30 protein-coding genes and 1 riboswitch are annotated in these 23,142 nt (G+C 40.0%); of the genes, 10 read left to right on the top strand and 20 right to left on the bottom strand.

Annotation, left to right across the window (positions count from 1 at the left end):
• Positions 1 to 30 precede the first annotated feature (30 nt).
• Positions 31 to 909 carry a 5'-methylthioadenosine/S-adenosylhomocysteine nucleosidase gene (locus ACH6EI_RS05345; protein ID WP_394530434.1) on the bottom strand — a complete coding sequence of 293 codons (879 nt, stop codon included), beginning with the start codon at positions 907 to 909 and terminating at the stop codon, positions 31 to 33.
• Positions 910 to 1,065: 156 nt separating this feature from the next.
• A riboswitch (purine riboswitch) is annotated at positions 1,066 to 1,169 on the bottom strand.
• Positions 1,170 to 1,654: 485 nt separating this feature from the next.
• Positions 1,655 to 2,665 (bottom strand): aldo/keto reductase, encoded by a 1,011-nt coding sequence (locus ACH6EI_RS05340; protein WP_028414966.1) that lies wholly within the window; start codon positions 2,663 to 2,665, stop codon positions 1,655 to 1,657.
• A 286-nt stretch (positions 2,666 to 2,951) separates the two neighbouring features.
• Between ACH6EI_RS05340 and ACH6EI_RS05335 the strand changes: the two genes are divergently transcribed.
• Entirely contained in the window at positions 2,952 to 3,197 is a 246-nt protein-coding gene (locus ACH6EI_RS05335) for a hypothetical protein (protein WP_014458723.1), read from the top strand.
• 124 nt (positions 3,198 to 3,321) lie between these two features.
• Positions 3,322 to 3,963, top strand: coding sequence for a pyridoxamine 5'-phosphate oxidase family protein (locus tag ACH6EI_RS05330; protein ID WP_028414967.1), 642 nt, complete (start codon positions 3,322 to 3,324; stop codon positions 3,961 to 3,963).
• 11 nt (positions 3,964 to 3,974) lie between these two features.
• Here ACH6EI_RS05330 and ACH6EI_RS05325 read toward each other — a convergent pair whose 3' ends face one another.
• The 4 genes from ACH6EI_RS05325 to ACH6EI_RS05310 form a co-directional block, all read right to left on the bottom strand.
• A complete protein-coding gene (locus ACH6EI_RS05325; protein ID WP_167387332.1) occupies positions 3,975 to 4,142 on the bottom strand; it encodes a hypothetical protein in 168 nt (55 codons plus the stop codon).
• Entirely contained in the window at positions 4,126 to 4,608 is a 483-nt protein-coding gene (locus tag ACH6EI_RS05320; protein ID WP_028414968.1) for a DinB family protein, read from the bottom strand. Before ACH6EI_RS05320 ends, ACH6EI_RS05325 begins: the two co-directional genes overlap by 17 nt.
• Positions 4,609 to 4,610: 2 nt before the next feature.
• The gene (locus ACH6EI_RS05315; protein WP_028414969.1) at positions 4,611 to 5,129 is read right to left on the bottom strand and encodes a GNAT family N-acetyltransferase; all 519 of its coding nucleotides are present in this window, start codon (positions 5,127 to 5,129) and stop codon (positions 4,611 to 4,613) included.
• 64 nt (positions 5,130 to 5,193) lie between these two features.
• Positions 5,194 to 5,691, bottom strand: coding sequence for a hypothetical protein (locus tag ACH6EI_RS05310; protein ID WP_224980604.1), 498 nt, complete (start codon positions 5,689 to 5,691; stop codon positions 5,194 to 5,196).
• A 250-nt stretch (positions 5,692 to 5,941) separates the two neighbouring features.
• Between ACH6EI_RS05310 and ACH6EI_RS05305 the strand changes: the two genes are divergently transcribed.
• Complete coding sequence (locus ACH6EI_RS05305; protein ID WP_048407606.1) at positions 5,942 to 6,136, top strand: hypothetical protein; 195 nt, start codon at positions 5,942 to 5,944, stop codon at positions 6,134 to 6,136.
• 18 nt (positions 6,137 to 6,154) lie between these two features.
• On the opposite strand, the gene ACH6EI_RS05300 is transcribed toward ACH6EI_RS05305, so the two are convergent.
• Positions 6,155 to 6,313: a hypothetical protein gene (locus ACH6EI_RS05300; protein WP_162213596.1), complete on the bottom strand. Its 159-nt coding sequence runs from the start codon at positions 6,311 to 6,313 to the stop codon at positions 6,155 to 6,157.
• 62 nt (positions 6,314 to 6,375) lie between these two features.
• Positions 6,376 to 6,546, bottom strand: coding sequence for a hypothetical protein (locus ACH6EI_RS05295; protein WP_014458715.1), 171 nt, complete (start codon positions 6,544 to 6,546; stop codon positions 6,376 to 6,378).
• A gap of 187 nt (positions 6,547 to 6,733) precedes the next feature.
• Between ACH6EI_RS05295 and ACH6EI_RS05290 the strand changes: the two genes are divergently transcribed.
• A complete protein-coding gene (locus tag ACH6EI_RS05290) occupies positions 6,734 to 7,120 on the top strand; it encodes a MerR family transcriptional regulator (protein ID WP_013058539.1) in 387 nt (128 codons plus the stop codon).
• A 36-nt stretch (positions 7,121 to 7,156) separates the two neighbouring features.
• On the opposite strand, the gene ACH6EI_RS05285 is transcribed toward ACH6EI_RS05290, so the two are convergent.
• Together ACH6EI_RS05285 and ACH6EI_RS05280 are read right to left on the bottom strand one after the other, a co-directional pair.
• Entirely contained in the window at positions 7,157 to 8,113 is a 957-nt protein-coding gene (locus tag ACH6EI_RS05285) for an aldo/keto reductase (protein ID WP_397376919.1), read from the bottom strand.
• A 225-nt stretch (positions 8,114 to 8,338) separates the two neighbouring features.
• Positions 8,339 to 9,019 carry a CPBP family intramembrane glutamic endopeptidase gene (locus ACH6EI_RS05280; protein ID WP_028414972.1) on the bottom strand — a complete coding sequence of 227 codons (681 nt, stop codon included), beginning with the start codon at positions 9,017 to 9,019 and terminating at the stop codon, positions 8,339 to 8,341.
• 83 nt (positions 9,020 to 9,102) lie between these two features.
• Here ACH6EI_RS05280 and ACH6EI_RS05275 point away from each other — a divergent pair, with 83 nt between their 5' ends.
• From ACH6EI_RS05275 to ACH6EI_RS05265, 3 genes are all read left to right on the top strand, one after another.
• Positions 9,103 to 9,840 (top strand): MerR family transcriptional regulator, encoded by a 738-nt coding sequence (locus tag ACH6EI_RS05275; RefSeq protein WP_028414973.1) that lies wholly within the window; start codon positions 9,103 to 9,105, stop codon positions 9,838 to 9,840.
• Complete coding sequence (locus ACH6EI_RS05270) at positions 9,837 to 11,081, top strand: MFS transporter (RefSeq protein ID WP_224980474.1); 1,245 nt, start codon at positions 9,837 to 9,839, stop codon at positions 11,079 to 11,081. Before ACH6EI_RS05275 ends, ACH6EI_RS05270 begins: the two co-directional genes overlap by 4 nt.
• Before the next feature lie 199 nt (positions 11,082 to 11,280).
• Positions 11,281 to 11,562: a hypothetical protein gene (locus ACH6EI_RS05265; RefSeq protein ID WP_028414975.1), complete on the top strand. Its 282-nt coding sequence runs from the start codon at positions 11,281 to 11,283 to the stop codon at positions 11,560 to 11,562.
• 50 nt (positions 11,563 to 11,612) lie between these two features.
• Here the strand turns inward: ACH6EI_RS05265 and ACH6EI_RS05260 are convergent, their stop codons facing one another.
• Positions 11,613 to 13,088, bottom strand: a complete 1,476-nt coding sequence (locus ACH6EI_RS05260; protein WP_034328185.1) for a glycoside hydrolase family 32 protein — start codon at positions 13,086 to 13,088, stop codon at positions 11,613 to 11,615.
• Between the two features lie 327 nt (positions 13,089 to 13,415).
• Between ACH6EI_RS05260 and ACH6EI_RS05255 the strand changes: the two genes are divergently transcribed.
• Complete coding sequence (locus ACH6EI_RS05255) at positions 13,416 to 13,889, top strand: YtxH domain-containing protein (RefSeq protein ID WP_013058548.1); 474 nt, start codon at positions 13,416 to 13,418, stop codon at positions 13,887 to 13,889.
• 43 nt (positions 13,890 to 13,932) lie between these two features.
• Here the strand turns inward: ACH6EI_RS05255 and ACH6EI_RS05250 are convergent, their stop codons facing one another.
• The 3 genes from ACH6EI_RS05250 to ACH6EI_RS05240 all read right to left on the bottom strand — a co-directional run bounded on the left by ACH6EI_RS05250 (position 13,933) and on the right by ACH6EI_RS05240 (position 15,567).
• Entirely contained in the window at positions 13,933 to 14,271 is a 339-nt protein-coding gene (locus tag ACH6EI_RS05250; RefSeq protein WP_028414977.1) for a hypothetical protein, read from the bottom strand.
• Positions 14,272 to 14,561: 290 nt separating this feature from the next.
• Complete coding sequence (locus ACH6EI_RS05245; protein ID WP_016765166.1) at positions 14,562 to 14,822, bottom strand: hypothetical protein; 261 nt, start codon at positions 14,820 to 14,822, stop codon at positions 14,562 to 14,564.
• Between the two features lie 136 nt (positions 14,823 to 14,958).
• Positions 14,959 to 15,567: a hypothetical protein gene (locus tag ACH6EI_RS05240; protein ID WP_028414978.1), complete on the bottom strand. Its 609-nt coding sequence runs from the start codon at positions 15,565 to 15,567 to the stop codon at positions 14,959 to 14,961.
• Positions 15,568 to 15,740: 173 nt separating this feature from the next.
• On the opposite strand from ACH6EI_RS05240, the gene ACH6EI_RS05235 reads away from it, so the two are divergent.
• A complete protein-coding gene (locus tag ACH6EI_RS05235) occupies positions 15,741 to 16,106 on the top strand; it encodes a DUF3221 domain-containing protein (RefSeq protein ID WP_028414979.1) in 366 nt (121 codons plus the stop codon).
• Positions 16,107 to 16,117: 11 nt separating this feature from the next.
• Here the strand turns inward: ACH6EI_RS05235 and ACH6EI_RS05230 are convergent, their stop codons facing one another.
• The 6 genes from ACH6EI_RS05230 to ACH6EI_RS05205 all read right to left on the bottom strand — a co-directional run bounded on the left by ACH6EI_RS05230 (position 16,118) and on the right by ACH6EI_RS05205 (position 21,990).
• Positions 16,118 to 17,050 carry a patatin-like phospholipase family protein gene (locus tag ACH6EI_RS05230; protein ID WP_028414980.1) on the bottom strand — a complete coding sequence of 311 codons (933 nt, stop codon included), beginning with the start codon at positions 17,048 to 17,050 and terminating at the stop codon, positions 16,118 to 16,120.
• A gap of 127 nt (positions 17,051 to 17,177) precedes the next feature.
• Positions 17,178 to 19,088 (bottom strand): ABC transporter permease, encoded by a 1,911-nt coding sequence (locus tag ACH6EI_RS05225; protein ID WP_099331232.1) that lies wholly within the window; start codon positions 19,086 to 19,088, stop codon positions 17,178 to 17,180.
• Positions 19,075 to 19,842 carry an ABC transporter ATP-binding protein gene (locus ACH6EI_RS05220; RefSeq protein WP_028414982.1) on the bottom strand — a complete coding sequence of 256 codons (768 nt, stop codon included), beginning with the start codon at positions 19,840 to 19,842 and terminating at the stop codon, positions 19,075 to 19,077. The genes ACH6EI_RS05225 and ACH6EI_RS05220 overlap by 14 nt, the downstream gene beginning before the upstream one ends.
• Positions 19,839 to 20,195, bottom strand: a complete 357-nt coding sequence (locus ACH6EI_RS05215; RefSeq protein ID WP_028414983.1) for a YxeA family protein — start codon at positions 20,193 to 20,195, stop codon at positions 19,839 to 19,841. Before ACH6EI_RS05215 ends, ACH6EI_RS05220 begins: the two co-directional genes overlap by 4 nt.
• An 87-nt stretch (positions 20,196 to 20,282) precedes the next feature.
• On the bottom strand, positions 20,283 to 21,317 hold the full coding sequence (locus ACH6EI_RS05210) for a sensor histidine kinase (protein ID WP_028414984.1): 1,035 nt from the start codon (positions 21,315 to 21,317) through the stop codon (positions 20,283 to 20,285).
• Between the two features lies 1 nt (position 21,318).
• Entirely contained in the window at positions 21,319 to 21,990 is a 672-nt protein-coding gene (locus ACH6EI_RS05205) for a response regulator transcription factor (protein ID WP_028414985.1), read from the bottom strand.
• Positions 21,991 to 22,315: 325 nt separating this feature from the next.
• On the opposite strand from ACH6EI_RS05205, the gene ACH6EI_RS05200 reads away from it, so the two are divergent.
• Positions 22,316 to 23,134, top strand: coding sequence for a squalene/phytoene synthase family protein (locus tag ACH6EI_RS05200; RefSeq protein ID WP_028414986.1), 819 nt, complete (start codon positions 22,316 to 22,318; stop codon positions 23,132 to 23,134).
• Positions 23,135 to 23,142 lie beyond the last annotated feature (8 nt).

Below are 23,142 nucleotides of genomic sequence, written 5' to 3'. Positions count from 1 at the left end.
AAAAGCTTTGATGCTTTTTTAAATAAAGATTTACTTAGCGTTTGTGCTGATATAATGTTTAATTACTTCATAAACATAGTCTTGGCAAGCGGCTGCTGTATTTGGATTATATTTTCCACCGTTTACTTTGTTGTTAGATAACACTCTGATACCCAAGAATGGAACGTCGTAGCTTCCTGCAATTTGTGCTGCCGCTGCGCCTTCCATTTCTTCTACAGACGTCCCGTACTTAGTATGGAACCACTTAATTCGATCCACTTCGTTATTCCACGTGTCTGCTGATCCTATCGTTCCTTCAACCACTTTTCCTTTTTTATATGTATCTTTTACTGCATTTGCAGCCGCAAGTAACTTCTTATCTCCTTCATAATAACGAGCTTTTTCAGCATCAGGATCTTCTCCAGCGCTTCCTTCAGAAGCCATTAAATCCATCGGCTTCCACGCAGTAGGATCCATTCCTTCGCCTTCTTTTTTATCTTCTGTTTTTAAAGAGCCTATATTCGTTGTTCGCTTTCCTAATACAATATCAAACATGTTCAGGTTTTCATCATGCCCGCCTGATGTTCCTTGGTTGATAATTGCTTTAGGATGGTATTTTTCTATAGCTATCGCTGTAGCAGCTGCCGTGTTTTCCATTCCTTTTCCCGTTTTAACCACAATGACCGGATAATTGTCGACAGTTCCTTTGTAAAAAACAAAATTCCCTGACTTTTCTTCTTTTACATTTTCTAATTTTTTAGCGAATTTCTGCGCTTCTATCGGCATCGGCCCTTGCACAATAATAGGCTTCTGCTTCTGTTTATCTCCGGCTTCTTTTTTTGAAGCTGAATTACACCCGGCAAGTATAGATAGCAGTAAAACCATACCAATAGTAAATAAAGCACCTGTTTTTAACATCTTGTTTTTCATAGATCGTTACTTTCACTCCATTTCGTTTTGCTGTTTCATACACTCGATGATTGGACAAAAGAAAAAAACCTAGAGCATGTTTCATGGTCTACGTTTTTTAGAGTCAAAGTATAAGAAATTAAGTACGGAATACAGCTTCTGTCTGGGTAAACCGAACATTTTTATACTTTAACTCGTAGTCCAGTTCTTTGAATGGGAACCAGGTAGAGACACTTAGACCATATTTCCAAGCATATACGAGCAATATTTTTCACTTTCTAAATGTATCAAATACAAAATGGTTATTCAATATAAAAAGCGAATATTTTAATATTATTCATATAAATCGTTCGCATTTAACCATTTCTTACTAAATATATGACAAACCCCTATCTCAAAACAAAAAAAGAGGCTGAGACATAACGAGATGAATCCAATTTAAAGACGCACAAATGGCATACATGAGCTGAACCGCTTGTGACACCGCAGTTTATTTCCGTGCAAGACTTCGCTTTCCGCGGGCGGTCGATGAGAATCCTCGTCACTTGCGTTCCTGCGGGGTCTCACCTGTTACGCTTTTCCCGCAGGAGTCTTCGTCTTGCCCTCCAATCACCTGCTAGAAAGATCTAAACAGGTGAAACCTACGTTCACCCTAATAAAAAAACGAACCACTAATCAAAAATTTTGATCAATGGTTCGTTTTTCACTTCGTCTAAAATACTTTTGTTCCAGCCTCTTTTTCTACTTACTATTTACCGTTCTACCTTCATTTAACGTTTATTGGCAGCGGTGCATGAGACGCTACAAGCTGCTGTTCACGCATTTCTTCCCAGAAGGCTGCCGGAATTACAGTGTTTAATGCCGCTTTGTCTTCTGCAATACGCTCTGGACGACTGGCGCCAGGAATAACGGCAGCAACCGCTGGATTAGCAAGCGAGAACTGTACAGCAGCAGCCTTAATGCTGATCTGATGACGATCTGCAATGGCTTTGATTTTTTCTACTTTTGCCATAATGTCTGAAGACGCTTTTTGATATTCAAAGTGTGTACCTCCAGCAAGAACGCCTGAGCTGTATGGTCCGCCGACAACGATGTCCATATTATGCTTTACAGCTTCGGGCATCACTCGCTGCAGCGCACGTTCATGATCTAACAGCGTGTATCGGCCAGCGAGCAGCGATACATCAGGCTTTGCTTCTTCTAGCTCCAGCATAATTTCGATTGGTTCCACTCGGTTTACTCCAAGTCCCCATCCTTTTATAACTCCTTCTTCGCGCAAACGTGTAAGCACACGAAATGCGCCCGTTCGAGCAGATTCAAATTGTCCTACCCACTCATCTCCATAAAAATCTTGCGCAACATCATGAATATACACAAAGTCTAAGCGATCTGTTTTTAAACGGTTTAAGCTTTGTTCAATTGAACGAAGAGTTGCATCAGCGCTATAGTCATTAATAATTTTATTTTTACGGCCGAATTCAAAAAGCCCGCCTTTTTCTCCCATATCACGTGAAGATGTATCTTCCAATTCATCTGAAATGACGCGACCTACCTTTGTACTTAGCACATACTCATCGCGGTTTCTTTTTGATAGTGCTTCACCAAGGCGCATTTCTGCTAAGCCAGCTCCGTAAAGAGGGGCTGCGTCAAAGTAGCGGATGCCGCTTTCCCAAGCAGCATCAACCGTTGCGATGGCCTCTTCTTCTGGAATATTGCGATACATATTGCCTAGTGGTGCTGTTCCAAAACCTAGTTTTCCTTGCAGTATCTCTCTCATATGAATAAAACCTCCTGAAATTTTTATACCTCTATTTTAGAATTTGATTCGTATAATCAATTTATTAAATGTCTTATTATTCCCTGACAAAATTTATTATGAAGCATGGAAACACGAAAAAAAAGTACGCACTTTAAAGTAATATGGGAACTAAAAAGTAACCTACTAAGATGCAAATGAGCTTTTTAGACTCTTTTTTCTTTATACTCTTTCTACTTCTTACTCATGCAAACAAACATTTTGCATACAATAAGCAGAAAGCTACTTTATAAATGAGGTGAGACTCTTGAGAGATGAATACTTCAAAAAAATTGAAGATAAGCTCGATAAGCTCGATGAAATGGACGATTCCACAATGAAAGAAGAACAAAAAGATGAGTATTTTCAAAGTTTGCTAGATGATATGGATGATTTGTTAAAAGACATGCGCCAGCGAGAAAAAGACTCGAATCATCTTGTCAGCGAACATATGAGAACGGTTAATGACATATTTGATAACGCAATCAAAAATTTAAAAAAAGACCGAAGCTAGCGTTATAACACTTCTACTTCATTTAAATATACTGATTTTTCTGTTTTTTTAATATAAAAATATAGTATTTCATATATAAAAATGGTATTTTCAGTATACGCATACAGTAGGAGTGAAAAGAGGAATGAAAAACAGTCACTTTAAAGAACAAGTAAAAACGAAAGAAGAGCTTCGCCGTATAGTCGGCACGCCTAACAAATTGGCGCATCAAAAAATAATTCCTTATTTAGATCGACACTGCCGGGAATTTATTAAACATTCCCCTTTTGTTATCATTGCTACAGCTGATTATAAAGGAATTTGCGACAGCTCTCCGCGGGGTGATCACCCTGGTTTTGTACAAGTCGTCGATGAGAAAAGGCTGTTGATTCCAGAGAGGCGCGGCAATCAAAAAGTAGATTCATTGGAAAATATTTTATCTAATCCTCAAATAGGGCTACTTTTTTTAATTCCAGGCATAGAAGAAACGCTGCGTATTAACGGCAAAGCTTGCATTGTAAAAGAAAAAGCGCTGCTTGAAACAATGGCGGTTCAAAATAAACCTCCGCTGCTCGCTATCGGCGTCGAAGTACAAGAGTGCTTTCTCCACTGCAGCAAAGCGTTCAAGCGATCAAAACTGTGGAACCCAGAATCTTGGGAAAGAGTCGAAACGCTTCCTTCTGCAGCTAAAATAGTCGCAGAACACGCAGGCTTTTCCACCCTAGAAAGCCTCAACAATCCCGAAGGAAGCAAAACCCAGCACCTTTATGAAAAAAAGCCGCTATAATGCGGCTTTTATCATTTTACCATCAAAAAAAATATACCTCCAGCAATGATCAGAACGGGTAACAAAGCAAGAAGCACGCCCTTTTTCGAAGCTCCTATGTATTCGTGGTCACCATAGGCGCGGCCTGCTCTCAAATCGACTTTCACCTGAGATTCTTCTTTTTTATGTTCTTTTTTCATCCTCTTTGCCTCCTAGCGGCATTTGAGCGTCGATTTGCTTGATATGATGCTCCAAATGAGCGATATAATCTTTAGCCAACCATTCAAGCGAAACGAACTTTCCATCTCCTAGTTCGAATTGATACGTATGCTTTTCTATTGGTATATGCAAAAGAACGGAAGCAATTTGCTTATTTAAGCTGCTCCATAGGGCAACTACTTCTTTCATGGACGTATCTTGATAGTGCTGCAGTTCTACCCATTCATCTTGTTTGTAAGGCGTCAGTACACAAGGATTTTTTTCATGCTGCACGTTGATAAAGCGCTGTAAATTGTGAATGGCTGAGTCGCATAAGTGGCCGACAATTTCTTTTGGTGACCATTTCTTAGGAGCAGGACGGTTTGACGCCTCTGCTTCAGAGAGTACTTCAAGCTTTTTAGGAAGCTTTACCACCCATTCGTTTAACTGAACAATCGTCGTTTCCATGTTCATTTCTCCTTTAAGCACGTTTTTTCAAAAACCTTCCCCATATAATATTCATCGACTGATTTTTCATCTACAACGAGTGAACATACTTTTTTCCCTTCTATTTCAAAACCCATCTTTTTATACAGCGAAATGGCCGGTTCATTGTGGGTCATCACCGTTAGCTCTACTCGTTTAATGCCGCTCTGTGCTGCCCATTTCTCCATTTCTTTAAACAACGAAGTGCCGATGCCTCGGTTTCCGTAAGATTGAAGCACCCCAACAGCTAAGTATGCACTGTGTTTTTTTCGGTTAACGCTTCCGCCAATCACAGATAAATGACCAACGAGCTGTCCGTCTTGTTCCGCCACTAAAATGGTTGAGTTCGGCATCTTTAAAAAAGTTGTAATCATTTTTTTCTGCTGTTCAAGCGTGGTCGCACGCTCATTTTCCTCGTACAGCATACACGCTGTTTCTCGATCAAGCTCTTTATTTAACGCTAAAAAAGCGGCTGCATCGGAAGCTAAAATTTCTCGAATCACGTTTACCCCTGCTTTCGTCAATAGTAGTTAACTAGAAAAGAACGTTAATAAACGGATGATATCCTTACACACGTGCTGAACGTTTTCCAAGAAACGCAGTGAAGATAAAACATATACTAAAAGCAACGGCTGAAACGAAAAAGCCAAGCATCCATCCTAAAGCTCGCATAAACGTATCTTCATTGGGATACAGAGGCTTAACGCTTAGCCACTGGATCACCATAATCAATGCCAATATTAAATAAAAGCTGCTTCCTGTTAAAGCCATTTTAAGACGGTTTTTAAATGACCCTGTCCATGCTGTACTAAAAGCGCTCCACGTGAAAATACTTACAATCGTCGCTAAAAACATAAGAACAAGATGTAAATAAGGGATATCTGTAAACATAAGAAGATAGAGTAAAAATATCGTAGTACCAAAATATAAAGCATTAATGCCAAACAAATAGCCTCCGCTCAGCCAGTGGTTTTGAAACCACTTTTTCTTGCCGAGACGCTCTACCATTCCGCTGGGCACCCAGAGCGTACGCGAAAAAATAATCATCACCAGCACAAGTACCATGCCGGCCAAAAAGAATATTAACACCTTTTCATCAGCCTTTCTATCCAAAATAAATATGGTTAATTATACTATTAATAACAAAATTAAACTATTGTTTTCTTTACTAATGAAGAGGCTGAGACAAACGTATTTTATTAGTGGTAGGGAAATTTGAACGATGCATTGAGATTCTTGGTAGAGAATTAAATTCGTTCGGATTTTTTATGGATAGGCTGAATGTAAGTTTTATGTAGGTAGCTGCTTCTAGCTGTTGATTGGAGGGCAAGGCGAAGACTCCTGCGGGAAAAGCGGAACAGGTGAGACCCCGCAGAAGCGTAAGCGACGAGGAGGCTCACCGGCCGCCCGCGGAAAGCGAAGCCTTGCACGGAAATTAACAGCGGTGTCACAAACAATTCATATGAGCTCATTTATCCTATTTGTTCGTCTTTCAATGGGAGTAATTTAGAGATGTCTTAATCTCTATTTACATTCTTCCTCCAGTAAACGGATTGATTTCCCCTGTTAAATCACGTCCGGCTTTCTTTTCTTCATGTGCGATGCGCTTGCCAATCGCAATTTTATTCCAAATTAGTGGTACCCAAATACACGCTCCGAACAAAATCATCCAAAAAAGTTCTCCCATTTCTTCCATCCTTTCATTTTCTGCTTTTATTTTGAAGACAATAAGAAACGCCTATACGGTTTTTATTCCTGATTTGAATCACTCATGCCGTATGAAAAGAAATAAACCAGGATTGATAAAGCCATTCCGTAAACGGTCCAAGCCGCTAGTAAAATGGCGTACTGATGATTGATAAAAAACACTCCGCTTGAAATTAGCAGCAGGATAAAACTAATCCATTTTATTTTTTTCATTACTCTATCCCCTTTACTTAACCTTTTACAGTAAGTTTCTTATTGTCTACTTGTTATTACGGACAAAATGTATAAAAGTTCCATTTTTTTAAAAAATAACTGAAAAAGAATTTGATAAAACGTTCAACTATCGATTATCATATATCTTAAAGTAAGCTTTACGATTCACAAGTGGGAGTGAACAATCTTGTCTTATAGCATGAAAGAAATGAATAAAAAAACCGGGCTTTCCGCACCAACTTTACGCTACTATGAAAAAGAAGGAATCCTCCCTTTTATAGAACGTGATGAAAACGGAAAGCGCCTCTATAATGATACAAATGTTGAATGGATCCGTTTTATCTTAGCTCTTCGCTCAACGGGCATGCCGCTTGCTGAAATCAAGCGCTATGTAGAGCTCTATAAACAAGGCGAAAGTACGATTAAAGAACGAAAAAACATGATGCTTCATCATAAAGAGGCGGTAGAAGAAGAAATGGCCAAAACGTTTAAATACCTTGAACAAATTAACTATAAGCTCGCTTTGTACGACTCGCTGGAAGCAAAAATAATGCAAAAAGAAATTAAAATTTAAACACAAAAATCCGCAGGTGCACCTGCGGATTTTTTATTAATACAGTGAATTTACGGTATTCAACAGCTCTTCTGACCAGGTCCAATCGCTGATTTCAACCGCTACGTGATGCAATTTACTAGCTCCGATAATGCTTGATGTTACAGCGGGCTGATTTAGCACCCACGCAAGAGCAAACTGAGACAAGCTTACTTCATTTTGTTCTGCTAACTTGCGATACTGCTCCACCAGCTGAAAGTTTCGGTCGGTAAAGTAGTTTCGCAACAGCTTTTCACCATGCGCAGCGCGGCTTTCTGGCGGCACGTCATTTGGTGTTTTATATTTTCCTGAAAGCATGCCGCGCGCTAACGGACTGTATACCATGACGCCTACACCTTCAGATTGACTAAACGGCAGGAGCTCTTGTTCAATTTCACGAGAGAGAAGATTGTACTGAGGCTGAACAGAAATAAATTTTTCAAGGTTCATGTTGTCACTAATATGATGAGACTTTGCAATTTGCCATGCGGCATAATTGGAACAGCCAATATAACGGACCTTTCCTTGCCGAACTAAATCATCTAGCGTGCGAAGCGTTTCTTCCATAGGTGTATTCGGATCAAAAAGATGAACTTGATAAAGATCAATATAGTCCGTCTGTAGTCGTCGCAGCTGATTATCCACTTCTCTCATAATATGACTGCGCGAAAGACCTTTATCGTTTTTGCCTTTTCCTACGGCAATTCCGACTTTTGTCGCAAGCACCACATCATCTCTTTTTCCTTTTAACGCACGTCCAATTATTTCTTCAGATTCCCCTGTGCCATATCTAAACTCTTCATCCTGCCCTTTTCCGTAATAGTTGGCTGTGTCAATGAAGTTAATTCCGTTGTCAATGGCGCTATGTAAAATAGCTGCCGACGCTTTTTCGTCAATCCATCGTCCAAACGCCATAGTACCTAGACATAAATTTGATACTTCCAGACCTGTTGTTCCAAGCTTTCGATATTGCATCGATACCCTCTCCTTTTTATTTCTGTTTATAGTCACTATTATCATACACCTTAATGTGCACTTTAAGACAAGCCTTGAGCGTGCGTGCATATACAAAAAACTGTTAGGAACAGGCAGTGCTTCTAGCAGTTTTTTTGTTCATTTCTGCTTATTTTTTGTAATTAGCTTCTTCAGTAGACATAATATGGTAAGATAAATCATAGCTTACCCATTATCGAAACTACATTAAGCTGCCGCCGTTAAAATCACGGCAATTCCATTAAAACAAGCGTGGATGATCATACTAGGAAGCAACGACTTTGTTTTTTCGTACACCCAAGCGAATACGAGACCTGAAAAAAAGTTAACGGGCAAGGTATTGTACGTTGGAATATGCACCAGCATAAAGATAAACGAACTTCCCGCCATTCCAAATACAATCCCTCCTTTACGTTTCAGCCACGTATAAAAAAAACCTCGGTAAATAATCTCTTCATAAAAAGGTGAGATCACAGCGGCTGAAACAAAAGCAAGTATAAATGAAAACAGCGACAGGTCATGCTGTAAACTGGCTGTTTTTTTATTTTCATACGTCATACCAAACCATTCCATGAGTACAACAATTGCCACACTTCCTAAGATCAGCACAAAAAGCCAAAAAAGAATGAGCGGCCAGTGACGTTTTGAAAACGATTGAAAACCAATTTTTCTATCACCATCCTGCACCATCAGCCAATACAGAGCTGATAAAAACACAGTTGCCATAACAAATCCAGTAGCTGTTCCAGCATAGAGCTCACTTTTAAATAGCGACTGGAAAACGTGCTGCAATGCTCCTTCAATGAAAACAGGAACACCAATAAACGTAACGACTAGCATAATTACAAATGATTTTATTGTCCATAATCCTTGATTTTGTTGTTTCAATTTACTTCGCCTCCCTTTTACCTATATTCAGTGTAAAAGGTGACGTAACGTTACCTGCAAGCATTTTTTTGGAGGGATTAAACATGATTTATTTTTCTACGGGGCAAGCCGCTAAAAAATTAGGACTCACGGTGCGTACGCTTCGTTACTACGATCAAATCGGATTGCTTCATCCATCGTCAAAAGCCGAAAATGGAAAACGCTCCTACTCAGAAACGGACTTAGTCACACTAGAGAAAATTACCCTGTTAAAAAACTTAGCCGTTCCTTTGCGAGATATTGAACTTATTCTTCATCAAGTAAGTATTGATGAACTTTTAGCGATTCATCAGCAAAAACTTCAGCAAAAAGCTTCAGAAATTCAGCGAGCTTTAGAACACACCCACACTCTTCGCAACAGTATAAAAATAGAAGGTGAACTAAACTGGAAGCAGCTCCTTCCTTTAGTTCACAATCAGCCTACTACACAAAGCAGCTGGACTGATCTGCTTTCAATAGAAGAAAGTGAGATTCTGCAGCGTGATATGCCTAAACTGGAGAATGAGAGTGCTGATAAATGGATCAGCATCATTAAACGAATTCAGCTGTGTTTAAAGCATCAGCGTGCACCACAGTCTGAAGATGGCCAGCTGATTGCGGCGGATATACTGCTTTTATCAAGTGAGCTATTTGGCCCTCATACCGATTTAGAGAAAGCCTTTTGGGATATTCGCAAATCTCCTGAGGCATCCAGTTCACTTAATCTCTATCCTATTGACAGCGAAGTCCTTCAATTTATTGAAGATGCGATTATTTTTTACGAACAACACATAAAGGAATGAAAGTATTGAAAAAAGAAAAGCTGTTTGCTAATTCTTCTTATAAAAAATTATTTATTTCAAGTACTGCGGCAAGCTTCGGAGATTTATTTGATATGTTTGCGGTGATGACGCTTTTTACATACGTGTGGCACGCAAATTCCCTCTGGATTACGCTTATTCCTGTCGCGTACGCTTTGCCTAGCATCCTGCTAAGTCAAGCAGCTGGAAATTTAGCAGACCGCTACAATAAAGTACAGCTGATGTTTCTGTCTGAACTAGTCCGTCTTCTGTTTACATGTCTGTTATTTTTCACAAATGAACCGCTTTTGGCACTAGGGGTGCTGACGCTGCGCTCTATGAGTTCTGTTATGAAAGTGCCCGCACAGCTCGCTTGCGTTCGAGAAGTGGTCAAAGAAGACCAGCTGCTGCAGGCCTCTACTTTACAAAACATTATGTTTCAAATTGCCAAAGTTGTGGGACCGTTTCTCGGAGCCGCCGCGCTGACGTTTACAACACCTAAAGCATGTATTTTAGTTAACGCCGCAGCTTGTATGATTTCTATCGGCGTACTGTTTTCACTTAAAAAAGCAGGTAAAAATATTCAAGGGCAAGCTGCTCGTTCTTCCCATCAACCGAAAGAAACGTACTCAAACGGCTGGAAACTCGTTTTTCAGCACCCAATTCTTTTACGTGTCGTTGTTTTGTTTCACGTTTCATACTTTGTCGTCATGCTTGTTGACGCTCAAATTAGCATCTTTCTTCGAGATGTGCTCCCTCATAACCCGGAAATGCTCGGCTGGCTGCTTTCTGGAATCGGGATAGGAGCGCTAGCAACAGGAGTGTATCTTAATCGAAAAAAACACGTTCATCATCCATTTAGGCTTTTATCACTTGGACTGCTTCTATTTGGAGGGGCTTTATTTTTCATTAGCTGCTTTAACCCAGCCGTTATGTCACGCTATTTTATTTTGATTGCTGCACCTATTGGAGGGGCCGGAGTTGGGCTTAATTTACTGCTGTTTAACTATATCGTTCAAGCATATAGCGACAAGGAACACCTCGGAAAAGTGTACGGATTCATTAACACCTTAACGAGTGCCGTTTTACTTACTGCTCCTCTTCTTGGAGGCATGGTCGTAAAGCTTGCAGGTGCTCAGACGACTTTTTTAACGGCGGCAATCATCATCGTAAGCGTTGGATTTGTGAGTATGGTGATGCAACTGCGTGATAAACAGGAAAGAAACGCTCAGATTGACGCATAAAAAATATCTTTCCTTATTCCCCTGCAGCCGGCTGGATTCTAGGGACACTGCTTTTGCTAGGAAACTCATTTTATACGAGAAGATACTTACATAGAAGGTTAATTAAGAAGTAAATATCCGCCCCGAGCCGTATATACAAACCTTCATTCGGTTATGGTAAAATAGATAAGCAAAAACTGGATGTAAGGAGATTTTGAGTTTGAAAACAGGATTAATATCTGGCATTATATCTTTAATTATTGTGATTATCATTTCTATTACAGCAGGCAACTGGCAGTATATTTACTATATTTCAGGCCCTCTTGGCATATTACTTACGGCAATTGCACTCGTAACCTTACTGGATACATTTCGATTTGAAACGAGAGGACCTTACTTTACCCCGGTCCGGCAGCGAGAGGATACAGAATGGATGAAACGTTTTATTATTGCAGCTGTTCCTCATTTAGTTGCTTCTTGTATTTGTATCTTATTTTTATAGAAACCAAAAAGCCAATGAATGATCTTCATTGGCTTTTCTTATTTATTATATTAAATACCGCGCGACATACCGTAATAATCAATACGGTAGTCCACAGATCCCTCTGCAAATACATTTACAGCTGATTTAGAATCTTTTTTCGGGAATACGCGGGAAGTGAAGACAATTTTACCGCCGTTTATATAAATTTCGACAATGCTTTTGTCGACAAATACGCGAACATCGACTTCATTTGACGCCGTCCATTTTTCAGAGCGAACGACACCGTATTCCGTTGCATATTGATGGTGGAATGAAGAGCGGTCGAGTCTCACTTCTTGCTTTTCTGTATCAAACACAAGGCGAAGCTCTTCTTCTTTACTATTAAACAGCTCTAAACCAAACTGTTTGGCCCCTATCTCGCGGAACGTCATATTGATTTCATAGGCATTGTTTGTTGCTTCATCAATAATCACTTCTTCATTTTTTAGCGTTCCTCTAAAATGAACCGCTTGATCTCGAAGCTTATTTAACTCTTCTACAGGCTTTTGAACAAGTTCATTACCTTCAAGGGAAAGCTCACGAGGAAGCGTTAACGCATGGGCCCATCCGTATTCGTCTGATGGATAGTCAACGTCCGGGTTTCCAATCCATGCAAACAGCAAGCGACGTCCGCTTTCATCTTGGAACGTTTGCGGTGCATAAAAGTCAAACCCTTTATCAATTTCACGGTAATACTCCATTTCAAACGTTAAACTTTCCACATCAAATGTTCCCACCGCGTAAATCACATTATAAATATTATGAAAATCGTGGCCCTCCGCTTTGATTCCTTGCGGTGAAAAGACAAACACATCTTTTCCGTCCAGTTTAAAGTAATCCGGGCACTCCCACATATAGCCAAAGTCAGGAAGCGATGTTTTAACTTCGCCTTTAAATGACCACTGAAGCGCATCGCTTGATTCATACACAATTAATGCGCCCGTTTCGTTTTCACGCTGAGCGCCTAGCAGCATATAATATGTATCATTTTCTTTCCATACTTTCGGATCGCGCACATGTCCTGTATACCCATCAGGAACGCCTCGTACCGCTGGATTATGCGTGTATTTTTCTACACTTCCATCCCTGTTTAGCATCGCGATACACTGATTAGCAGAACGTGAGCCGTCTTCGTATTTTACATTCCCCGTATAAAACAGCAGCCCTTGACCATCTTTTTCAATCGCGCCGCCTGAGTATGCGCCGTGCGATTCATATTCTTCCGTTGGCGTTAACGCAACCGGAAGGCGTTCCCACGTTACTAAATCCGTAGATTTCACATGAGCCCAGTGCTTCATTCCATGCATCGCACCGTACGGATACCACTGATAAAACACGTGATATTCACCGTTTAATTGAATCAATCCGTTTGGATCATTCATCAGCCCGTACTGTGGATGAATATGATAAATCGGCTGCCAGCTGTCTTTGATTGCTTTGTCTTTTAATGCTTCTAACTCTCCAGATTTTGCTTCTAAAATCGTTCTGTACTTCGATTCAGCCATTTCTTCAATCCCTCCAGCATTTAAAAAAAGAGAACGTATTCCCCTTGCCCTCTATGATATAAAATTTCAAGTGAAAATGCTACCAAAGAACGAATGTTGTCGTTTTCTTGTGTCGGATTTTATAGATAAGTTTTTTTCTGTTTTTATAGCAGAAAAGAAGGTTTTTCTGTCAGGTGGTTGAATACTATATACAATCAAATTTCACCAGCCTGTACGAGCGTCCGACGGCACTTGCAGATTTTTTTAGCGAATCATTTGCGTTTTACAGGAAGTATTCAACAAAATGGTAAACCCTTCATATTACATATTATAAAAGGAGGAAATGTCATGACAAAAGAAAACGTAAAAGAAACAGTGGGTAAAGAAACAAAAGGTGGAAGCAAAGAGTTATTAGTCGGCACTTTAGTAGGCAGCGTAGTGGGTGTAACAACAGCTTTACTAGTAGCGCCAAAGTCAGGAAAAGAGCTGCGTGCTTCTATTCAAGACGGAGCGAATCAAGCACTTGCTAAAACAGGTCAAGTGAAAGAAACGGTATATGCAAAAGGCCAAGACCTCAAACAGCGCACGGCTCGTCTTTCACAAAAAGTCTCCGAACAATCTTCGCAAGTTGTCAACAAAGTGAAGTCTCTGCGCACTGCTAAAGAACAGCCGCTTGCAGAAACGGCTGCAGCAGAAGAGCTTGAAACGACAGAAATCGTTCAAGATCCTGTTCTTGAAGCTGAAGCGGTGCAAGAAGAATTAAATACAATTACGCAAGAAGTAAGTGACTTAGAACAATCTGTCGATGAAACAAGACGTTAATAACAAGCTGTAGAGATATCTCTACAGCTTTTATGTATATTCGCTATCCTTCCTTCCACCCTTCAAAAAAATAGCCTCCGTGCGGACACGGCTCTGATTCCGGCAGTTCTTCATAACGCTGTCCGCTGTAATACTTCGCCAGCACAATCTTAGGCTTCAAAACCGCTATCCCTTCACTGTCTTCTTGCTCCGCTCCGCTTTCTCTCATCAAACAAAAAATATCCATTCCCGCAAACTCTCCGTACCCTTGATAGCACGACTCATAATAAACTTTACCAGGTGTCACCAAATAACACTCCCGCTGCCACGACGGCTGCTTACTGTAGACACTCGCAATACTTATTCCACTCACTGCACACTTCCAGCTGCAAATTCCAACCATATAACGCCTCCAACGACTTAATAGTCTATTCATCTACAACTTTTGATGAAATCAAACGTCCTGAGAAATGTACAGCATTTTAACGTCGACCAAAAACCTACGCTACCAGATTCCCTGACCCCTTGAATTCCCCCAAAAAGGTCCACCTATGCGGAAGTTGGCAGCCCGCAAGGGAGGACAACTTCCGCTTAGGTCTAGCTCTGTCTCCGTGGCTAAAGAGCAGCCACGGAGACAGAGCTACATCGATAAAAATAAAAAAGGTCTGATAAATCGACCATTTCTGGTGATTATCAGACCTCAAGTTTTTCTGCATTTGAGCGGCTTATTTGCTGTTCAAGCGATTTAGCCAGCAGGACAATTTCATGATCTACATATTTTGTTTTGATTTCTTCAATTTCCATTAATGTTTTAGAAAAGCTTTCTGCATTATTTCCCTGTCTGTGCTGCACATCTTTAAAGAAATCAAGCAGTGCCTCGTTAGACTGCGTTGGACGGCTAAAATCAATCGTGTACATTTTGTACCCCAGTGTTAAATTTGTTGTAGTTGTCATAATTATTTCCCCCATTCTTCCTATAGTGATATATCTTCTACTCTTTACCCTTTAATTCCTTCTTTTTAACCTAAATTAATTATTTTTTTCAAAAAAACTTCCCATTATAAGAAAAAACACCCTTATAACAAGGATGTTAGAGTATTCTTCCCTTCGGTACAATTCCAGATGCAAAGTCATCTTTGAACTTAAAGCTAGCAGAATTGTTTTCCTCTAGAAAATGTATTTCCCATTTAAAGACGGGATATTCAGGCTTGTACATTTCGACTTTCTGATTGGGATTTTCTTCTAATCTTGCAATTACTCGTTTGAATCCTTCATATGCAATCCACCAGTCGCTTCCGGTTTCATCGGTAATAAAACAAATAGAACCGTCAATTAAATGAAGGTTTTGCTTGATATCATCAGCATTGGTAAAATACGCATTTCCAAACGTTTGAAGACAACGATCGCAATAACCTGCTTTGCCTCCATCTTTATAAATCCAGTGTGTGATTGGCTCACTGCAGTCTTTACACGTATTCGTCACTTCTTGAAGAAATGTCTTGCCGCTCCACTGTTCTTTTTCATTTTCAAACACGGTCCATACTAAATAATCCTCCGTTTGCTCTGAAATAAAAAGGCGAAACGGCTCGTCTCGATGCCAAAAATGAATATTCTGTTCGTCTGATTCTTCAAAGTCTATGACAAAATTATCTCGTTCTAATATATGTCGAATAACATTGGTTAAAAAGGTAACATCCATACAAGGACCTCCCGTACTAAGCATAGCTTCTAGTAATATAGCGTTTATGAGTTAAAACATATCACGCGCGCTGAAATAACGTCAATGATTACCTCTTGCTTTCTCCGAAAACTGGAAAAGAAATGGTCAAACGCGCTATAATGGTAGTCATGTTAAAACGGAAAGGAGATTTTATGAAGTTTACCGTTCAATCAGCTGCACTTTTTCTTCTCTTTTTTATTTGTTTAAGCGGCTGTTCGGATAACGCCGAGCAGTCAAAAAAGCCGGCCGGCTATTTAGTTCAAGGGCGAATTTTACAAGTGAAACAGAATGAAATTCTCATTGCAAACGTCATTCCGCGAGATACCGCGCTTGACTATACAACCAAAGAAATACTTGGTTCTAGCGATGTACAGCCTATTTATGTAAAAGTTGCAGATGATCAAACATACAAAAAAGGACAGCTCGTTAAAGCATGGCTCAAAAAAGACAAAAGCGTTCAGTATTCTGTTCCCGCAAAAGGCGAGGCTGTGGAAGTCAACATTTTAAAACAGCCGTAGAAAAGCTCCTGTTACAGGAGCTTCCTTCGCGTCAGCGGACGTTCGGTCCGATTCATTTTATGCTGTTCAAAATCCCACTTTTCTAAAAAGCGCTTTGCTGATATATAACCAGATTCATATAAAAACTCGATTTCTTCTTCTTTTAATGCAAAATCCGTTGCCGTAATCACACCCGTTGGAATTTGTACGGTTCGTTCTTTTGTCTCCGCGTTCAAATACCGCAAATCGTGAGCTTGCAGCATCGTTGTAAACATGCTTTTAAATAAATGGACAGGTGTTGGAATAATAGCAGCTGTATCAATTTCTTCTTTTACAAATCGAAAACCAAACGTCGGGAAACGCGGATGCTCCGTATCAAACAGCCAAATCGGAAAATTGCTTAAAAGCGCTCCATCGACAATGTATGACCTCTTGAACCCTTTGGATTTCCAAATGACGGGACGAAAGAAAAAAGGAATGGACGCACTCATCATCACGGCTTGTGAAATCTTCATATCGCTTGGCTGCATTCCGTATCGGGGCAAATCGTCAGGGAGCACAAGCATCTGTCCGTTCGAAATATCTGAGGCAATAATTTTCAGCTTATCTGCAGGCAAATCTGCAAACGTTTCGATTCCTTTTTCACGCAGCAGACCGTACACCCATTTTTCCAAATAATCATTTTTATAAAAACCTAAATGAACCATCAGTTCAATCAAGTTGCCAATGAGAGGAATTCGGTTAATGATCGTTTTTCCGCGAAACTTGGCATAGTCCATGTTTTGAAGCTCCTTGCGAATTTCCCCGCTTTTATAGCCGCTCGCCAAAAGTGCCGCAATCAACGCTCCGGCTGACGTACCTGCTAGACGCTGCCATTCTACATTGCTTTCTTCCATCGCTTCAATCGCACCGGTGAATGCGATTCCTCGAACTCCTCCCCCTTCAAACACAGCATCTGCTTTCACATCTTTCCCCTCCTATACAACTCTCTAGTTTTTATATACCCTTTTTTATATTCAGGTTTTCGCTACTCCATACCTTTTATTTTTTTAACAAAAAAAGACTGTTTCTTTGATCGAAACAGTCTTTTCTTTACAGTCGCTTTATTACCATTCGATAGTAATTCATTGTCAGCCAGTAGAAAATGAAATAAATAACCCCGTATACTGCATCCGCTATTAAAACAGGAACGATCAGACTTTCACCGGTTAGATTCGTAATGACCTTCAGCGCAAATAGACTGTGCAAGATGCCAATTACTAAAGGCAAACCAAACGTAAACAGCTGCTGCTTTCGAACGGCGCTCATCATTTGAGACACTGAAAACCCAAGCTTGCGCAGTACTTCAAATCTTTTGCTCTCTTGTTCGGCTTCGGAGATTTGCTTAAAATAAATAATACTGCCCGTTGCCATCAAAAAGACGAGCCCTAAAAATCCTCCAATAAAAATAAACAATCCTTTACTCATTAAGCCTGCCTGAAACACATCATAGTATGAAGTACGGCTTTCTCCAGCTTCTTTTGCGATTTGATGATAGTTCTTAGTAAGTTCGTTTTGTTTGTTTCCATCATCGGTATTAAATACGTACACCGCTTGCTTTTTTCCAGCCTTTGAAAGTTTGATAAACGTGTCGTGATTGACTACAAACTGATAGCCGGCACTGTCAGAATCAAGAATGAGCAAAGGCTCGGATTTAACGACTTTTAAAGCAAGCTGTTCTGATTCCTTCAGCTGCACAGCTGCGGTTTTACCTGTACTAGGCTTAAACACTTTTCCTTTTGCCATTGAATCAAAAATAACGGTTTCATTTGCGCTTAGCGCAGGAACCGAAACGCCATTTTTCCGCACTTCTTCTTCATCTAAAAAGCTGATTTGTTCCCTATCTTTATAGTAGCCCGATGTAATAAATCGAAAATCCGATAAATCAGCGGAATGCTTCACGATATGATAGACATACTGATTTGATTGGATATCTAACTCACGCAGTACATCCATAAAGCCTTGCGCTGCGTTTTTACTGTGCAGCGTATAGTCATAAGGCTGCATGCTTCTGGCATCGGCTTTTGTGTTATAGTACGAGGAATACGTCACACCAACTGCTACAAGTGTAGTAGCCGACAAAATCGTAATTAGGGTTAACACTCGTGCATTTGCTTTAATGCGATACATCATCGTAGAAACGCTTAGCATATTTGCAAACGAATAATATCGGCTTGCATGCTCTCGGTAAAGTCCCATCAGCCACTCAATTGTGGCTTTAAAAAGTAAAAATGTACCGAAAATGACCGAGAACAGTACAACGGCTACAATTAGAAAAAAATTAGGCGTCACAATGTTTCCCGATGAAAGGTAGTACCCATAGCCAACGAGTAAGATACCCAGTCCTCCCACTGCAATTGAGCGTTTCGAATTCATTTTATTTACGCGTTCACTTTTGCTTTCTGCTTGAAACAAATCTAATAGCGTATAGCGGTACATAATAAAATAGCCTTGAAACGAGATAAAAATGGTAACAATCAAAAACACTACGGCTGTTTTCAAAACCGCTTGAAGAGAAAATGTGAGCGTAATAGAAAACGACAGTCCCATAAGCTTTAGTAAAAACAGCACAAACAGCCTTGAAAACACGGTACCTAGTAAAATACCGACCACCAAAGAAAAAATCCCCAGCAGCATATTCTCGTAGAAAATCATTTTCCCAATCGTACGTTTTTCAATACCGACTAAATGATACAGTCCGAGCTCTCTCTTACGCTGTCTGATAAAAAATGAGTTTGTGTACCAAATAAAGACAACAATAAAAGTAAGCAAAACGTAATTTGAAGCATTAAAAATGCCCTGCAGCCTCATCTCTTCTCCAATCACTTTTGAAATCGATTGGTCGTACTGAAGCGTAGCAAACACATAGTACACAACAATACTAAAAATCATTGAAAAGAAATAAAGGCTGTACCGACTAATATTTTTGCGCATATTCTTTTTAACAAGATCAAATACGGTCATAGCCTTCACCGCCTAATGCGCCTTGAATGTTCATAATTCGTTTGAAAAATTCTTGTCTCGTTTGTTCGCCTTTAAACAGCTCCGTGTAAATTTGTCCGTCTTTAATAAACAGCACGCGGCTGCAGTAGCTTGAAGCCAGCGGATCATGCGTCACCATAATAATGGTGGCACGGTCTTCTTGATTTAACTGGGACATCTTTTCAAGCAGGCTTGAAGCGGCCTTGGAATCAAGAGCTCCGGTAGGTTCATCGGCGAAAATAACGGCTGGATTCGTAATAATTGCTCTCGCTGCTGCAACGCGCTGTTTTTGTCCACCAGAAATCTCATACGGGTACTTACCCGCCAGCTCATAGATGCCTAGTCGCGTTGCGGTGTCTTTCAGCTTCGCTTCCATTTCTTTCTTAGACATTTTTGTAACCGTAAGCGGCAGAAGAATATTTTCTTTTACTGTTAACGTATCCAGTAAATTATAATCTTGAAAAATAAATCCTAGATGATTGCGTCTGAAAGCAGACAGCTTCTTATCTTTCATGAGCGCTACGTTTTCTCCTTGAATCCATACCTCGCCATCTGTGGGACGGTCAATCGTTGAAAGAATGTTCATCAGCGTCGTTTTTCCCGCTCCAGATGGTCCCATAATACCGACAAACTCTCCTTCTTCGATTGTAAAATCAATTCCTTGTAGCGCTTCGTATACGTTTCCTCTTGATCCAAACGTTTTGGTTACATTTTTCCCTTCAAGGACAATACTCATTTCCCTTCCTCCTTTCGTTCTTTTGTAGGCCACACGCTTTTCACCCGCTGCGGCAGCTCATTTTTTGTTATAATGTCATATTTCCGAACTTCGTTACCTCGAACAAAAAGGTCAATAACCGTTCCTTCTTTTAACTGTTTAATCGTCGTAAACGTTTGAAAAGTTGTTTGTCCTTTTTCGTTTATTACTGAAATGGTATATTGAACTCGTCCATAGTCGTCCACTTTTTTTGCTTCTTTTGGGATGATCCCGTATTGATGCTCCGTTGCGGCGTTTTGATAAATCTTTACTCCTCCTATACATGCTCCCACAATAAAAATCAGGGCTAAAAGGCTAATCCACTTTCGCTTCATGTACGTTCCCTCCTTGTGTATAGCTCTATCTTACTTCGTAACAAGGAAAGATTCGTTTGAAGCAGATGACAATCTCGGCTTTCAACCTTACATTTTTGAAAGGTTATCAAAAGAATTCGGTTTGTAGAAGGTCAAAATTACCGTGGTTCCTTCGTGTAAAAGTGAATGTACCTCTATTCGATGGCCAAGAGCATCTGTAATTTTTTTTGAAAAATACAGCCCTAGCCCCGTAGCTCCTTTCGATTTTCTTCCGACATTTCCTGTAAATCCTTTTTCAAATATGCGCGGAAGGTCTTGTGGTGGAATGCCCTCCCCTTGGTCAACGATAAATAACTTCACATACTTCGGCGTTTCTTCACTAAAAAAAGAAAGCTTTCCTTCTAGAGGGCTATATTTAATTGCATTGGATAACACTTGCTTCACAACAAACTGCATCCACTTTGGGTCAGTGTGCACTAACGTATCTAGATTCTTTTCATCAATATGCAGTCTTTTCTCAATACACCATTTCGAGAAATACGCAACGTTTGGAAAAACAAGTTCGCTTAGCGACACTGCCTGCACCTGGTAATCTTTTTCTAAGTGACGCAGACGTGCGGCATATAAATTCTGATCTACTAACCCATCAATTTTCATCCATTCATCTTCAATATCCTTAAGCCAAGGCCATTTATAAAGCTCTGTACGACGAGCGTTAATAAGCAGCTTCATAGCAGTAAGCGGCGTTTTGATTTCATGAACCCACGTCGTTATATATTCCTGCTGTTCTCGCTGCTGTACGTGAAGAGCGTGAGTTTGTCTGCGATAGACACGATCTATACGCTGCAGCAGACTCAGCATGTCTTCATCTGCTTTCGTTCGCACGTATGAATGCATTTCTTGTAAATCGTACGCGTCATTCTGCAGCATTAAACTTAATCTTTTTATAAATCTTCTTTCTTTTACTCCTCTCCATAAAAGAAACAGAATTAGCATACACAGCGTTAAAAGATTCAAGTACCAAAACGAAGTAGACGATACCTTAATATCATACTCGAGAAGCAGCAGAGCATCGATTACACTCAGCCATAGAAGAACGAATAGAATCCAGCTTAGCCTTTCTCTTAAAAAACTTTTCCACATTTTAATTCACCAGATATCCTTGACCTTTTTTGGTCACGATTTGATCATTCAGCCCGATTTCTTCCAGCTTGGTACGAATGCGTGTGATGTTGACTGAAAGCGTATTGTCACTTACAAATTTCTCATCTTCCCATAATCTTCGCATAAGCTCTTCTCGCGATACAATCTTGCCTCGCTCTTCCAAAAGAAGCCGTAAAATAAAAAATTCATTTTTCGTTAAATGAACTTCTCGATCGTTATAATGCAAACTTCCTTTTTTTAAGTCTAGCACCGCGCCGTTCCACTCGATAACGTCTGAAATCGTGTCTCCATACGAATACGTTCTGCGCAGAAGTGCCTGCACTTTAGCAATAAGAACATCCAAGTTAAACGGCTTTTGGATATAGTCATCCGCCCCAACATTCATTGCCATAACAATGTCCATTGGATGTTCACGAGACGACAGAAATACGATAGGAGTTTTTGAAACTGTACGTATTTGCTGACACCAGTAAAACCCGTCATATACAGGTAAATTCACGTCTAAAATGACCAATTCTGGGCTTTCTGCAATAAATACTTCCATTACCTTTTGAAAATCTTCTACTCCAGCCACTTCAAATGACCACTGTTCGAATTTTTCTTTCACTAATTCATATATTTTGCTATCGTCTTCTACAATTAAAATTTTCATACCTTCACCTCTGTATTCTCCTATGTATTATGTATACCCGACTGTTGAGGGTTTTCTTAAAAGTTCATCTAACCCATTAGCATGACGGCAATTTTCTTAAAAATAAACTTTTTATGTCTGTAAAATGAAGAATGAACGAGTATTATCGTAGTGTAAACTTGTGCATGATACAAGTATCTCTGTTTAAATACTACAAAATAATGACAATATCGTTAATAAGTAATCTTTAAACTCCATTAAATGCTCATTTTTTGTTACTATAGTATATAAGATGAAAACTTAAACTAATTTGACATGTGGATATGTAAAAAGGAGCTAGTTATCAATGAGTGTACCCAACAAATTACGCGACAACGCAATGGTGATGTTAAAAGAGACAAGCCGAACATTTTTTATTCCAATTAGCCACTTGCCGGCAGAATTGCAAGATGCAGTAGGATCTGCTTACTTATGTATGAGGGCAATTGATGAAATTGAAGATCACCCTGAGCTAGAAGCCGGTGTAAAAAGCCGCTTGCTTTACGCCATTAGTGACCTGTTAAAAAAGTCTTTTAACGAAGACGACTACATGGCATTAGTAGGTCCTTATCAAGCTGATTTACCTGACGTAACGCTTCAGCTCGGCAACTGGATTGCGCTTTGTCCGACTGGAGTTGCAGATCAAGTATTAGATGCAACTTCTATTATGGCCAAAGGAATGGCCGATTGGGTAGAAAAAGACTGGCATATTCAAAATGAAGCGGATTTAGATGACTATACGTTCTATGTAGCTGGTCTAGTAGGCGTGATGCTTAACGACATTTGGAAATGGTATGACGGCACGGATACAGACAAAGAATTAGCCATTGCATTTGGACGCGGCTTGCAGTCTGTAAATATTCTGCGCAATACCTCGGAAGATTCAGAGCGTGGAGTCAGCTTCTTCCCTAACAACTGGAGCAGAGAAGATATGTTTGCCTATGCTCGCCGCAATCTGTCACTAGGAAAGAAATATTTAGAAGATGTCAAATCGCTTCCGATTCTTCATTTCTGTAAAATTCCGTTAGCGCTTGCCGATGGAACGTTAAACGCCTTAATGAAAGGAAAAGAAAAAATGACGCGTGACGATGTAAATAAAACGGTAAGTGAAGTTGTGGATATGTAAAAGCAAAA

Origin of the sequence: Priestia sp. JSM ZJ58 (assembly GCF_044383985.1) — a bacterium.
GTDB classification, from domain to species: Bacteria; Bacillota; Bacilli; order Bacillales; family Bacillaceae_H; genus Priestia; species Priestia zanthoxyli.
The sequence above is the reverse complement of the archived record's forward strand: the minus strand, read 5'-3'. Positions and strand labels throughout refer to the sequence as shown.

Coding starts and splice junctions, on each gene's coding strand:
- ACH6EI_RS05340 (WP_028414966.1), bottom strand. CDS start 2,665: ATGAGAGAGATACTGCAAGGAAAACTAGGTTTTGGAACAGCACCACTA.
- ACH6EI_RS05240 (WP_028414978.1), bottom strand. CDS start 15,567: ATGGATGTTACCTTTTTAACCAATGTTATTCGACATATATTAGAACGA.
- ACH6EI_RS05320 (WP_028414968.1), bottom strand. CDS start 4,608: ATGGAAACGACGATTGTTCAGTTAAACGAATGGGTGGTAAAGCTTCCT.
- ACH6EI_RS05250 (WP_028414977.1), bottom strand. CDS start 14,271: ATGGTTGGAATTTGCAGCTGGAAGTGTGCAGTGAGTGGAATAAGTATT.
- ACH6EI_RS05260 (WP_034328185.1), bottom strand. CDS start 13,088: ATGGCTGAATCGAAGTACAGAACGATTTTAGAAGCAAAATCTGGAGAG.
- ACH6EI_RS05345 (WP_394530434.1), bottom strand. CDS start 909: ATGAAAAACAAGATGTTAAAAACAGGTGCTTTATTTACTATTGGTATG.
- ACH6EI_RS05210 (WP_028414984.1), bottom strand. CDS start 21,317: ATGTGGAAAAGTTTTTTAAGAGAAAGGCTAAGCTGGATTCTATTCGTT.
- ACH6EI_RS05295 (WP_014458715.1), bottom strand. CDS start 6,546: ATGAAAAAAATAAAATGGATTAGTTTTATCCTGCTGCTAATTTCAAGC.
- ACH6EI_RS05310 (WP_224980604.1), bottom strand. CDS start 5,691: ATGGTACTTGTGCTGGTGATGATTATTTTTTCGCGTACGCTCTGGGTG.
- ACH6EI_RS05270 (WP_224980474.1), top strand. CDS start 9,837: ATGAAAGTATTGAAAAAAGAAAAGCTGTTTGCTAATTCTTCTTATAAA.
- ACH6EI_RS05215 (WP_028414983.1), bottom strand. CDS start 20,195: ATGAAGCGAAAGTGGATTAGCCTTTTAGCCCTGATTTTTATTGTGGGA.
- ACH6EI_RS05275 (WP_028414973.1), top strand. CDS start 9,103: ATGATTTATTTTTCTACGGGGCAAGCCGCTAAAAAATTAGGACTCACG.
- ACH6EI_RS05220 (WP_028414982.1), bottom strand. CDS start 19,842: ATGAGTATTGTCCTTGAAGGGAAAAATGTAACCAAAACGTTTGGATCA.
- ACH6EI_RS05225 (WP_099331232.1), bottom strand. CDS start 19,088: ATGACCGTATTTGATCTTGTTAAAAAGAATATGCGCAAAAATATTAGT.
- ACH6EI_RS05300 (WP_162213596.1), bottom strand. CDS start 6,313: ATGGGAGAACTTTTTTGGATGATTTTGTTCGGAGCGTGTATTTGGGTA.
- ACH6EI_RS05255 (WP_013058548.1), top strand. CDS start 13,416: ATGACAAAAGAAAACGTAAAAGAAACAGTGGGTAAAGAAACAAAAGGT.
- ACH6EI_RS05325 (WP_167387332.1), bottom strand. CDS start 4,142: ATGAAAAAAGAACATAAAAAAGAAGAATCTCAGGTGAAAGTCGATTTG.
- ACH6EI_RS05200 (WP_028414986.1), top strand. CDS start 22,316: ATGAGTGTACCCAACAAATTACGCGACAACGCAATGGTGATGTTAAAA.
- ACH6EI_RS05205 (WP_028414985.1), bottom strand. CDS start 21,990: ATGAAAATTTTAATTGTAGAAGACGATAGCAAAATATATGAATTAGTG.
- ACH6EI_RS05235 (WP_028414979.1), top strand. CDS start 15,741: ATGAAGTTTACCGTTCAATCAGCTGCACTTTTTCTTCTCTTTTTTATT.
- ACH6EI_RS05285 (WP_397376919.1), bottom strand. CDS start 8,113: ATGCAATATCGAAAGCTTGGAACAACAGGTCTGGAAGTATCAAATTTA.
- ACH6EI_RS05245 (WP_016765166.1), bottom strand. CDS start 14,822: ATGACAACTACAACAAATTTAACACTGGGGTACAAAATGTACACGATT.
- ACH6EI_RS05330 (WP_028414967.1), top strand. CDS start 3,322: ATGAAAAACAGTCACTTTAAAGAACAAGTAAAAACGAAAGAAGAGCTT.